At 46.4% G+C, this 12,330-nt stretch carries 10 protein-coding genes; 2 read left to right on the plus strand and 8 right to left on the minus strand.

What is annotated here, in order from left to right:
* Positions 1 to 17 precede the first annotated feature (17 nt).
* Positions 18 to 1,697, minus strand: a complete 1,680-nt coding sequence (locus ACH59B_RS23360) for a glutamine--tRNA ligase/YqeY domain fusion protein (protein WP_025366028.1) — start codon at positions 1,695 to 1,697, stop codon at positions 18 to 20.
* A 206-nt stretch (positions 1,698 to 1,903) separates the two neighbouring features.
* Between ACH59B_RS23360 and ACH59B_RS23365 the strand changes: the two genes are divergently transcribed.
* Together ACH59B_RS23365 and ACH59B_RS23370 are read left to right on the plus strand one after the other, a co-directional pair.
* Positions 1,904 to 2,629 (plus strand): copper amine oxidase, encoded by a 726-nt coding sequence (locus ACH59B_RS23365; protein WP_404302791.1) that lies wholly within the window; start codon positions 1,904 to 1,906, stop codon positions 2,627 to 2,629.
* Between the two features lie 84 nt (positions 2,630 to 2,713).
* The gene (locus ACH59B_RS23370; protein ID WP_013373475.1) at positions 2,714 to 3,262 is read left to right on the plus strand and encodes a GNAT family N-acetyltransferase; all 549 of its coding nucleotides are present in this window, start codon (positions 2,714 to 2,716) and stop codon (positions 3,260 to 3,262) included.
* Positions 3,263 to 3,367: 105 nt separating this feature from the next.
* Here the strand turns inward: ACH59B_RS23370 and ACH59B_RS23375 are convergent, their stop codons facing one another.
* The 7 genes from ACH59B_RS23375 to ACH59B_RS23405 form a co-directional block, all read right to left on the minus strand.
* Positions 3,368 to 3,862: a GNAT family N-acetyltransferase gene (locus ACH59B_RS23375; RefSeq protein WP_016822850.1), complete on the minus strand. Its 495-nt coding sequence runs from the start codon at positions 3,860 to 3,862 to the stop codon at positions 3,368 to 3,370.
* A gap of 104 nt (positions 3,863 to 3,966) precedes the next feature.
* Entirely contained in the window at positions 3,967 to 5,214 is a 1,248-nt protein-coding gene (locus tag ACH59B_RS23380) for an MFS transporter (RefSeq protein WP_404302794.1), read from the minus strand.
* A gap of 46 nt (positions 5,215 to 5,260) precedes the next feature.
* Positions 5,261 to 7,393, minus strand: coding sequence for a molybdopterin-dependent oxidoreductase (locus ACH59B_RS23385; RefSeq protein WP_103042611.1), 2,133 nt, complete (start codon positions 7,391 to 7,393; stop codon positions 5,261 to 5,263).
* A 355-nt stretch (positions 7,394 to 7,748) separates the two neighbouring features.
* Positions 7,749 to 8,594: a formate/nitrite transporter family protein gene (locus tag ACH59B_RS23390; protein ID WP_019688842.1), complete on the minus strand. Its 846-nt coding sequence runs from the start codon at positions 8,592 to 8,594 to the stop codon at positions 7,749 to 7,751.
* A gap of 392 nt (positions 8,595 to 8,986) precedes the next feature.
* Complete coding sequence (locus ACH59B_RS23395; protein ID WP_404302797.1) at positions 8,987 to 10,348, minus strand: FAD-dependent oxidoreductase; 1,362 nt, start codon at positions 10,346 to 10,348, stop codon at positions 8,987 to 8,989.
* A 391-nt stretch (positions 10,349 to 10,739) separates the two neighbouring features.
* Positions 10,740 to 11,216: a glutathione peroxidase gene (locus tag ACH59B_RS23400; protein ID WP_016822844.1), complete on the minus strand. Its 477-nt coding sequence runs from the start codon at positions 11,214 to 11,216 to the stop codon at positions 10,740 to 10,742.
* Between the two features lie 115 nt (positions 11,217 to 11,331).
* The gene (locus ACH59B_RS23405; protein ID WP_016822843.1) at positions 11,332 to 12,225 is read right to left on the minus strand and encodes an ABC transporter ATP-binding protein; all 894 of its coding nucleotides are present in this window, start codon (positions 12,223 to 12,225) and stop codon (positions 11,332 to 11,334) included.
* Positions 12,226 to 12,330: the final 105 nt, after the last annotated feature.

Here is a 12,330-nt window from a genome sequence, read left to right on the forward strand (position 1 = left end):
CCACTGTTTCCAACGTCTTATTGCTTAGGCAATTGGAAAGAGCTTTTCAATGATACCACACGGTTAAATACAGGCTCACCCGGTTTGGAAAGCTTCGGATCTACACTGAAATAACCATGACGGAAAAATTGGAACTTGTCCTGCGATTGTGCTTCTTTCATATTCCGCTCCACATAGCCATGAGCAATTTCCAAAGAGTTCGGATTTAATTGATCAAGGAATGTTTTTTCCGATCCATCCTCTTCCAGCACCTCTGGTTCCTCTGCGTTAATCAATGGCTCATACAAACGGAATTCAGCCGGAACAGCCTGAGTAGCCTCAACCCAATGGATTGTACCTTTCACTTTACGTCCCGTAAAGCCCGATCCACTTTTGGTTTCTATATCATAGGTACAGTGAATCTCTGTTACATGACCGTCCGCATCCTTAATGACATCGTTGCATTTAATGAAGTAAGCATGTTTGAGACGCACCTCATTACCAGGGAACAAGCGGAAGTATTTGCTCGGTGGATTCTCCATGAAGTCCTCACGCTCGATATAAATCTCACGAGAAAATGGAATTTGGCGTGTTCCAAGCTCCGGATTTTCTGTATTGTTCTCCGCCTCCAGCATTTCCACTTGTCCTTCAGGATAGTTCGTAATGACCACCTTCAACGGATCTATAACTGCCATCGTACGAGGAGCCTTAAGCTTCAAATCCTCACGTGCAAAATGCTCCAGCACCTGCAAATCAATGACTCCGTAGGCTTTGGAAATGCCTGTCTCATATACGAAGCTGCGAATGGCCTCTGGCGTATAGCCACGACGACGCAAACCGGAAATGGTCGGCATCCGCGGGTCATCCCAGCCGTCTACGTGTTTTTCATCAACCAGGAGCTTGAGCTTACGTTTGCTGGTTACCGTTTGAGCTAGATTTAGCCGTCCAAATTCGTATTGATGAGGTACGTTTTCCATCTCGCATTCAGCTACAACCCAATCGTACAGTGGGCGCTGATCTTCGAACTCCAGCGAACAAAGCGAATGCGTTACACCCTCAATTGCATCTTCCAGCGGATGAGCATAGGAATACATCGGATAGATGCACCAGGTATCGCCTGTATTGTGATGGGCCGTGTGTGAAATGCGGTAAATAACTGGGTCACGCAAATTGATGTTTGGCGAAGCCATATCAATCTTGGCACGCAGCACCTTTTCACCATTCTGGTATTTGCCTGCACGCATCTCTTCAAACAGCTTCAGATTGTCTTCCACACTGCGATCCCGATAGGGGCTGTTTTGTCCCGGTTCTGTCAGTGTTCCGCGCGTTTCACGGATTTGGTCCGCACTTTGGTCATCTACGTAGGCTTTCCCCTTTTGAATCAGCAGGATAGCACGCTTGTACATCTCTTCAAAGTAATTGGAAGCAAAATGTTTTTCTTCCCATTCATAACCAAGCCACTTCACGTCCTCCTGAATGGAGTTCACATATTCCGTGTCTTCCTTCGCCGGATTGGTGTCATCAAAACGCAGGTTCGTGCGTCCTCCGAATTCATCTCCCAACGAGAAATTGATCCAGATGGCTTTAGCATGTCCAATATGCAAATATCCGTTGGGTTCAGGTGGAAAGCGTGTAACAACCTCCTTGACCTTACCCGTACGTAAATCCTCTTCAATAACATTTTTAATAAAATTGGGGGGAGTAATCGGCTTCTCCACACTAATCAACCTTTCTTCCGTATAATCTGTATACAACCTGTTCCCTTAAATATACCCTTTCACACCGCATAACTCAATAAAATGAAAATCGGGATGCTCTCTTCAGCAAAAAAAGATGCAAGTTATGAAAAAGAGTTAACATTTTCGGCAAATAAATTCGTTATAGTGTATATATCTTTTATTTTACCGGAAAAGGAGACCCACCCGTGTTTAAGCTGTTGATCGTCATCCTGCTGTCTATGCTACTATCCTCTTCCGTTATGACTACCGATCATCCTTCTTCAAGCATGGTGACCGAAACTGCATTATCTCATCCGCTGGCCAGCGCGCCAGAAGACTCATCTGTCCGCTTATATGCCGTGAGCCCGTCTCAGGGGCTCTTTCATTCAGCCGTACTGGAAATCGGCCAGCAGCACCGCACATTCCAGTGGTCGGGCTCGGCGGATATTTCCACTGCACCACAGTTATTTTACAGAGATGTAAACGAAGACGGGATCCGTGAAGCCGTTGTTATTCTCACGCGTGCCTCGGGAACGGGTGTGGAATTGCAGGAGTTGCATATTGTTAACGTACAGACAATGGAGGAATATGCCGTTGAATCAGCGGAAAATGCTGTATCCCAGCGAGTACATAGCTCCGTGGAGCTGCGTGACCACAACCGCCAGGTGCATATCGCGGTTATGATTGATGGTACTACACACACGATAGACCCCAAAGCGTCTGTATTTTACGATGATCCAGCCCAGTTTACAAAGCATCTCGATTTTAGCTCTGTTGTAATGTATAACGCCGAACAATTCCCACTCCATGCCACGGTATCCGGTAGCGTATCGCCAAGCGAATTTGTAGGGGATTTGGATCTGAAATATGTATACGAGCAGGGGCAGTTCCGGGTGGGACCTATAAAATTTGAAGCTTCCTCTCCCTTTTGACGACTCTCGCAGAATAAGGTAGCATGGGATTAAATGCTAGACTGGCTGGTTTAGCGATTTTCCGAGTGAAAGAGGGGATTAATCATGTTTACATATGCGTTGGACGAACGCACAGTCCTTCGGCCGCTCACCAAGGAGCATGTGCAGCCTCTGTTTGAGCTGATCGAAATGTCCCGTGACCGTCTGCGTCAATGGCTTCCATGGGTAGACTCCACCACGGAAATCAGCCATACAGAGCAGTTCGTGCAAGGCGCCTTGAAACAAGCCGCAGAGAACGGTAGCCTGACCGCTGGAATTTGGATAGACAACGAGCTTGCTGGCATCATCAGCTACCATGAGATCAATTGGGCTCACCGTTCGGTTAGCATCGGATACTGGCTTGGGCACGGTTACGAAGGACAGGGTCTCATGACCAGTGCCTGCCGCGTATTCGTCGAATATGCGTTGATGGAGTTGGACTTGCATCGGGTCGAAATCCGTTGTGCAACGACAAACCGCCGCAGCCGCGGTATTCCAGAACGCCTGGGCTTTGTGCTCGAAGGCATTGTACGCGAAGCAGAGTTGCTGCCAGATGGCTATATGAACCACGCAGTGTATGGTATGCTCCAGAATGAATGGAAGCAACTTCGATAGCCTTGTACTGCACAACAACGCCGCAGGCCTGATCAGGTCTGCGGCGTTGTTGATTATGAACTGGACATCACAACCGAATGTTGCTGCCTGTCTGTATCATCCGGTCTATTTTAAGAAATAGGCCATTAGAACATCATCCACAAATTGGCCTGCGATATAAAACTCCTCATGCAGCCGCCCTTCAATTGCAAAACCGCATTTTTCATAAAACATAAGGGCTTCCGTGTTACAGGACAGTACACGCAAACTTAACTTGCGGATGCCCTCCGCAGCTGCAATCTCCTTCATGGAGTTCATGAGCGCCGTCCCAATACCTTTGCGATGATAGTCTGGACGCACAGCTATATTTATTTCGAGCACATGACAATTACTAGCCAACAGCGTTGGAGGACGAAATCCAATATACCCGCAGAGCACTTCCTGTTCGATGGCAACCAGTTGAGAGCCTGGAGGCGTATTGCGCAGAAACTCTCCGCGCGACTTCCATGACAGCGAAGCAGGAGCCGTGCGTTCATTCCATACCAATTCATCCAGCGCAATCAGATCAGGAGCATCCTTCATCTCCGAATGACGTATCGTCAAGGGTTGACTTGTAAACAATTCCTTTCAATCCTTCCTGTGAAGGCTTTCCTGAAGCAATAACTGCAACCATTCGTCACTTATTGTACCATAATCGCAGCTCATTACTGAACTTTTATTAGGACTTAAGGACTGGGAACGTCCGCCTTGGAAGAAGTGTCAAAATCACCCATATTGTGACGGTAACGATTCAACCAGCTATGCAGGACGAAAAATAGAATCGACAACACCGCTACGCCCGCTGCCAGCCAAAGTGTAGGAGGTAACCCACCGCCATCATACAACTTTCCCATAAAATAAGGTCCCATCACCCGTCCGGCTGCACCAATGCCCCCCACAAGTCCAATGTAAAAGGGGGCGCCCCGACCTCCATGATCAGACAGGAATGCTGGAACCGCAGGTGCAATCAGCATTTCTCCCAGAGTCGCCAGTACCATAGCGAATATCATCCCAGTATAGTTCTGTGTGCCCAGTATGACAATATAAGCTGCCAAATAAAATCCTCCAGCCCATGTCATTTGCGCAGAAGCGTGATGAGCGTACAGCCGTTTGATCCAGAAAATAATAGGTTGTGCGGCAAAAATGAGAATACCATTCAACGTCCATAATAATCCATACATCGTTTTAGGCAAGCCCTGTTCAATAATATGGGGAGAGACTCCCGTATTCCAGATCGAATTGCCGAACCATAAAAAAAGCGAGCCTAACCCCACAAAGAGATACAGCCTGGTATCACGAAACAGCAACCGAGCGGGTATTTCTTCTTTTTTCATCACAGACTTGCTGAGCTGGACTTCTCCCTCTTCCCGATCTACCCTGCTTAGATAAGACCAGAAGAATCCAGCAAATACCGCAGAAGTCACCCCGTTCATCACAAAGCTGAGCTGATAGGAAAGGTCGGCCAGAACGCCGCTCAGTCCCGTTCCGAGTGCCACCCCAATATTGTTCGCGACATAAATGATATTAAACAGCTCTCCACGTCGGTCAGCAAAACGAAAACCTACAAAAGCCTGAATCGCAGGCACGGATACTACATTAAAAAAGCCGATAATGCCCATCATGATGACAAAAGCTACCCAATGACCACTGGTAAATGGAAGCGAGAGAAGTCCCAACGCATTCATGGCCAGTGAGCCGACAATCAGTTGCTTGGCTCCAATACGATGATAAAGGGCTCCGCCCAGCACTTGACCAAAAATTCCGCCTAAAGACTGCACTAAAATTGCAATCCCCGCATCTTCCATACTACGGTTCAGTTCGTCAAATACATACATGCTAACGAGCGGCCACATGAGGGAACTTCCGGCGGAATTAATCAGGCTGGCAATGAGAAATACTTTTACTTCTTTCGGATAAGACTCCAACCATTTCATATGTTTTACTTCTCCTTTTGCACCTGGCGCCATGAAAGGCAGTTTCTCATTGGCGCTTCACATTCACCACCGTTGAGAAAAAAGTAGCCCCCTGCCCCATATCCGACAGCCGGTCAGAGGTTAACGCATTGGCGCGCTGTCTGCGTCCTTTGCCTTTCCACCATAATCCTTGGCTAATCACCGTGCCGGGCAGCATCAGATCGGTGACCTTGGCTTTCAATTCATACATTCCCCTGTCATTCCAGACGGTAACCAGATCACCATCTGCGATGTCTCTTGCCTGAGCATCCTCCGGGTGAATTTGCAGCAAGGGCTCCCGTTCCAAGCGCTGATGTTTGGGCAAATTAGCAAATGTAGAATTCAAAAAATTATGGTTTGGCGGTGAAACAAACATCAATGGAAAACGATCATCCGCTTGCGGCCGATGCTCTCCGTCATACCCTTCGACCAGCGGTACATAGGAGGGCAATGCAGGCAGACCTGCTTGTTTCATCTTTTCCGAATACAACTCGATCTTGCCTGAAGGCGTAGTTAAACGCTCCAAATAAGTAGCCTTTGGCGTCATATCGAGCTTTACAAAAGGCGACTTTATTAAGGCATCCAAGGTTACACCATTGAGATAAGGGTTCGTTGGATTATCAAGCGCTCCTGCGATCATATCCTCTTCACTTTCCGTAAAGACAGCTTCATCAAAGCCCATTGCCTGTCCGAGCAGGCTAAATAGCTCATAATTGCTTTTGCTTTCCCCTAGCGGATCAATAACAGGCTTCTGCATCTGGATATAGTGGTGCCAGTACGATTTGTATAGATCTGTTCCTTCAAAAGAAGACGCAGCAGGCAGCACAATATCTGCATAGCAGGCCGTATCGGTAAGGAACAGGTCATGAACAACCGTAAACAGATCCTCTCGTTCAAATCCCTCCGTTACCCGTTGCGAATCGGGTGCTACAACTACTGGATTACTACAATATACGAATAACGCCTTAATCGGCTGTTCCTTTTGTAGCAGCGCCTCTCCAATCCGGTTCATGTTGATCACCCGGGCATCCGGGTTCTGTCGCAGATCAGGACGCTCCAGATGGGCGCTGTTAATCTTGGCATAAGCGCCATTGGAGCGCGACGCTCCTCCGCCGTGCTTCAACCATTGTCCAGTGAGTGCAGGCAAGCATGTAACTGCGCGTACGTTCATACCGCCATTATCATGATGCTGAAGCCCATTTCCAATATTGATATAGGCCGCTCGCGCCTTTCCGTACATTTCCGCCAGACGGATAATATCCTCTTTCGGCACGCCGGTAATCCGCGAAACTCGCTCTGGTGTATAGGTCTTAACATGCTCGCGCAGTTCCTCGTGACCTATAGTATAGTGATGTAAAAATTCGTCGTCTGTCAGTCCCTGATCAAACAGTACATGCATAACCCCCAGCGCAAGCGCCGTATCCGTACCCGGATATAATGGAATGAACCAATCCGCCCATTGCGCCGTCCGGTTGCGATGAACATCAATTACGACCACCTTAGCACCTTTTTTACGTGCTTTCTCAGCCAATACGACCTGATGCATGTTGGTGCTGATGACATTTCCACCCCATACAATAATGAGATCTGCATCTTCTGTATCCTCCGGGCTCGTGCCGCCCTTAAACCCCATAACGGATGCCCAGCCTTCATTCCCAGCCACGCTACAAATCGTCTGATCCAGCTGGCTTGAACCTAGTGCATTGAAAAAGCGACGATCCATTCCATCCACACTCAATACGCCCATATTGCCATAAAAGCTGTAGGGGAGTATGGATTCCGGCCCATCCGTACGTATCAGCTCCTTGAACCGACCTGTAATGGTATCGACCGCTTCTTCCCAGCTAATTCGTTCAAATTTCCCTTCCCCTTTGGCACCTACACGCTTCAACGGATAAAGCACCCGATCCGGATCATATACACGCTCGGTCATATTGCGGACTTTGTTGCATATAGCCCCTTTCGTAATGGGATGATCCGGATTACCAGTCACCTTGGCTATCTTTCCATCTTCCTTGTGAAGCAGGAGCCCACACGTATCCGGGCAATCCAACGGGCATACAGCCGGAAAAATACCATTCTGCTGCTCCGTCATCCGCTGTCCTCTTTGTAGATTTTGTTGAAGTGTGGCCTCAAGAGGCGCGCTATTGCTATGATCCATGGTTAAATGCTCCTTTCCGTTACCGTTTCCAAAAATTACACTGTTCTTATCATATCTACAGCTTTGGCCTATGGCAAGAGAAGGATTTTACCACACAGTAGCTCTCCAAAATATAAAAAAATCCGTCTGCTGCATAGAGCAAAACGGATTTTAAAAAGTATAATTATTTTTTTATCATTCTGTTTCATCATTACATACCCAGGGTAAAAGAGATCAAGGCATTATGGACGAGAGCACACTCATCCTCCATGCCAAATCATGGACCACTCCCAAAAAAATCCGCCATGACAGGTTTCGTTCCCCCGGGCCTGTCATGGCGGATTTGCTTTGTTTATTGCTTCATAAAGTAACGTGATTATGCATGATCACTCAACGGCTTGGATGTAACTGAAGAAGTAGTTTGAGATTCATTCACGGAATGTGTGTTGGCTTGAGTTTTTTTCAGATAGGCCAGCCAGTAGGCTCCAGCCACAAACAGACTGCCTCCTACCAGATTCCCCAACCAGACCGGAATGAAATTCATAACATACTCTGCCCACGAAAAATGACCTGCAAATATAGCCGCCGGAATGAGGAACATATTGGCAACAACGTGCTGGAATCCAATAGCAACAAAGGCCATGGTCGGGAACCAAATTCCCATAATTTTGCCGCCGATAGAGTCTGTGCTATATGCCATCCACACAGCCAGTGCTACGAGCCAGTTACATCCTATACCTGATATAAAAGACTGCAAAAAGCTTTCATGCAGCTTATGTCCTGCCATATCCACCACTTTATCCAGGTAAGGACCCGTTTCGGTCAAGCCTAGAACATGCCCAAAGAAAAACGCAACAAATAATGCACCTGCAAAATTACTGAGCGTAATAATTGCCAAATTACGAAGCATGGCTCCTGTCTTAATTCGTCCTGCCCATCTCGCCAAAGGGACTGCCATCATATTGCCGGTCAGCAATTCCCCACCAGCTATCAAAACTAACACCAGACCTACAGGGAACACCGCAGCTCCAATAAAGGTAGCAATGCTTCCCCATTCTTTAGGTGCACTTGCAATAACGCGTATATCCAGCAAAAACCCGAGTGCAATAAATGCACCTGCCAAAAATCCCAATACCACCGCCACAGTCCACGGGTTGTTCGCCTTGGCCACTCCTGTTTCCACCGTCTTTTCGGCAATTTGCCCCGGTTTATAGCTTGCCATCTGCCCCCGCTCCTTTAATATCTTTTAAACAAAATATTCTTCTTTCATATTTTATTTAAAATCAGTGATTTTGTTTGTGAAAAAAATCACTTTCTCAGCTATAAAAAAAACAGCCCTCGAAAAAGGACTGTCTTTCTATTTTATTACATCTACTGCTACTGCGCTGCTATGCGCTTTACATTTAATTATATTCTTCCTTTTCAACGGCTTTCAAGAACCAAAGTACTCCGCCCAGACCGATGGCTGCAACAACTACAAGAAAAAGGATATAAAACAAACCCATTATCTACTTCTCCCCCTAATCCTTATGCTCTCTATATTGTACTATAAGGATTCATCGTACGCTTTCAGATTGTTGACAAACTTATGAACAATGTCACAGACAAATCGGATTATACAGTAACTGGATTCCGTTCGGATATTGTAGGCAATGCCTGCAAACCTGCCGCGTTCAGGAAATTCCAAGGCTTGTTATAGTGCGGCTGGAAGAAGAAATCGACAAAGGCCAACTGATCAATGGTCATATGATTTTGAATGGCTACAGACAGGGTGTTAATGGATTGCGTCAAATCAACCTTCGACATAATTTGTGCCCCAACAATTCTCCGTGTCTCCTGCTCATATACAACCTTCAGCAACACCTTTTCAGAAGTTGGCATAAACTCAGGACGGTAGCTGTCCTCAATGGTTACAGCTTCTACAGTCATCCCCTCGTCCATTGCTGCGGCTTCCGTCATTCCTGTTCCTGCAATATTGTCTTCGTAAATTTTGATACCCGAGGTTCCTTGTGTTCCCATGTAGGCAATGGTAGGTTGTACCAGATTACGTGCCACCAGCGTACCCATACGAACCGCATTGGTCGCCAATGGGATATAAGCTGTTTTGCCGGTTGGATTATAACGAATTGCACAACTGTCGCCTGCAGCAAACACGTCTGGGCAGCTACTTTGCATATAATTGTCCACAATGATCGCACCGTTAGGCAACATATCTACCTGACCTTTGAGCAGATCCGTTTGAGGTCGGAAACCGATACAGAGTATAACAAGCTCTGTTTCATATTCTCCTTTGGAGGTCACGACCTTACTTACTTTACCGTTAGTCCCCTCAAAACGACTTACTGTCTCGCCAAGTACCAGCTTAATGCCATGTTCTCTCAGGGAATTCTCAATCCGGTCTGTATACTCATGGTCTAAATACTTATTCAATATACGATCGGCACTGTCGATCAGCGTTACGTTCTTACCGTTCATTTGAAAAGCTTCTACCAGCTCAACACCAATGTATCCAGCTCCCACGACAGTAATGTTCTTTACATGTTGGGCTTTCTCAATGATTTCATTCGAATGATTATAGTTTTTGCAGAGCAAAATATGATCCAGTTCAATGCCTTCCAGCTTCGGAATAATTGGCCACGATCCAGTAGTCACAATCAATTTATCAAATGTATCCGTAAATTCCTCACCGGTTTGGAGATTACGTGCATGCAGCGTCTTGCCCGCTGTATCTACACTCGTTACCTCATGAAGCATCTTGGTCACTACACCCATATCAGCCAGTTGATCTGGGGACGAATAAAACAATCCGTGCGGATCTTTGACGACACCACCTACATACAGTGCAATACCACAAGATAAAAATGAAATATTGTCATTACGCTCATAGACCGTAATTTCGGCATCTGGATAACATTTAGCTGTGTTGACTATGGCTGCCGTACCTGCGTGTGTACATCCGATAACTGCTACTTTCATGTTGAATTCCTCCTTGGTGTGTGGGCATAAAATGTATAATAATTGTGAATACTTTCACTTAGATAACTCATTACTTCTTGTGATTTATTTCACTTCATGCGCTTATTATAGTGTGATATTTTTCACATTACAATAGCTTTTTATGATATTCACAATTTGTCCACATTTTAAAAGGCAAGGATATCTGAACTCAGCCGTTTGCTGAAATCTTTTTTTGCTCCATTCAGTTTTCCCTACCTGCCTCTTGATTATGCTCCTGGAACAGACTTTCACACGATACGTCAATCTTTAGGCAAATGCGTATGTAGGGAATAAAAAAAGGTCCGTTTCCCCTAAGACAAGCGGAAATCAGACCTTGTTTACACATATACTTTGGAATTACACGAAGCTATTATAATAACTGCTCAATGGCCGTTTTCATCGCTTCCGGTGACTCCTTGGGCTCAAAGCGTCCCACAGGCACACCTTCACGATTCACAATGAATTTTGTAAAATTCCACTGAATTGTACCATCTTCCTGTTCTCCAGGCTGTTGCTTCTTCAAATATTCAAACAGAGGGGCTGTATCTGGTCCGTTCACATCCACTTTAGCGAATACCGGGAAATTAACCCCGTAATTCAATTGACAAAATTCAGCCGCTTCCTCGCTGCTGCCCGGCTCCTGACCGCCAAACTGGTTGCAAGGGAAGCCTAAAACAACGAGTCCCCGATCCTTATATTCGTCATAAAGCTTTTGCAAATCCCCATATTGCGGGGTAAGTCCGCACTTACTAGCGGTATTCGCAATAACCAGCACTTTACCTGTGTAAGTTTCCAGAGAAACCTCCTGATTGGCTGGTGTTACGGCATTATATGAATAGACAGACATATAGCATCCTCCTTCATGTCGCTTGGTTTAGGTTCTCAACCTATTTTACCCAAAACGTGACGGACATGCCAATATTCACAAACCCTTACCGTGATGCTGCCACTTGGCGCACCCTCTAACCTCTTGCTGCTACTTGTGGTCTAGCATCACGCCGCTCGGCAACAGAACCCACCGTTTGTTTCTCTTCTACATTCATTCCCTTTACTGCTTGGCTTACCGCAGGCTGACCAGCCAAAGCATACGGAAGACAGAGTGGTACCCCCGTACGAGGATCAGTAACAATATCCGCCTCAATTCCGAATACCTCACGCAGCACATCTGGGGTCATAACCTCCGTCGGGGCTCCTACCGCCTTCGCTTTCCCTTTTTTGATCGCAATCATATGCTGAGCATAGCGGGCTGCGTGGTTCAAGTCGTGCACGACCATAACAATGGTGCGTTCTGCCGAAGTATTCAGATACTCTAGCAGATGCAGCACTTCCAGTTGATGCGCCATATCCAAAAATGTAGTCGGCTCATCCAAAAACAATATATCCGTATCTTGTGCAAGCGCCATAGCAATCCAGGCACGCTGACGCTGCCCCCCAGAAAGCTGATCAATCGGACGATCGTGAAATTCGCTCATTCCTGTTACTTGGATGGCCCACTCTACCATTTTGCGATCGTCCGCTTTCATGGAACCAAAACCTTTTTGATAGGGAAAACGTCCGTATGATACCAGTTCCGTCACGGTCAATCCTTCCGGTGCCGTCGGATTCTGCGGCAAAATAGCCAACTGCTTGGCTACCTCCCGGGTGGATTGCTTATGAATGGATTTACCATCCAACAGAACGCTACCGCCTTTAGGATTCATGATGCGAGCCATCGTTTTCAAAATGGTCGACTTACCGGAGCCATTTGCACCCACCAACGCTGTAATTTTCCCTTGCGGTATTTCTACGTTCAGATCTTCTACTATCAATCGATCTTCATAAGCAATATCCAGATTTGCCGTTTTCAGACGAAACATTTGGAATCATCCCTTTCCCTAATCCAATATATATAATCACGGGCTTAACGCACGACATTCATCAAAACTTCATTCTATCTTTATATAATAAAGATATTGATAATC

The organism is Paenibacillus sp. DP01 (assembly GCF_044784315.1).
In the GTDB taxonomy this organism is placed as follows: Bacteria; Bacillota; Bacilli; order Paenibacillales; family Paenibacillaceae; genus Paenibacillus; species Paenibacillus polymyxa.

Bases quoted from the DNA above. Each gene is read 5' to 3' on its own strand.
- ACH59B_RS23370 (WP_013373475.1), top strand. From the start codon at position 2,714: ATGTTTACATATGCGTTGGACGAACGCACAGTCCTTCGGCCGCTCACC.
- ACH59B_RS23380 (WP_404302794.1), bottom strand. From the start codon at position 5,214: ATGAAATGGTTGGAGTCTTATCCGAAAGAAGTAAAAGTATTTCTCATT.
- ACH59B_RS23385 (WP_103042611.1), bottom strand. From the start codon at position 7,393: ATGGATCATAGCAATAGCGCGCCTCTTGAGGCCACACTTCAACAAAAT.
- ACH59B_RS23390 (WP_019688842.1), bottom strand. From the start codon at position 8,594: ATGGCAAGCTATAAACCGGGGCAAATTGCCGAAAAGACGGTGGAAACA.
- ACH59B_RS23395 (WP_404302797.1), bottom strand. From the start codon at position 10,348: ATGAAAGTAGCAGTTATCGGATGTACACACGCAGGTACGGCAGCCATA.
- ACH59B_RS23400 (WP_016822844.1), bottom strand. From the start codon at position 11,216: ATGTCTGTCTATTCATATAATGCCGTAACACCAGCCAATCAGGAGGTT.
- ACH59B_RS23405 (WP_016822843.1), bottom strand. From the start codon at position 12,225: ATGTTTCGTCTGAAAACGGCAAATCTGGATATTGCTTATGAAGATCGA.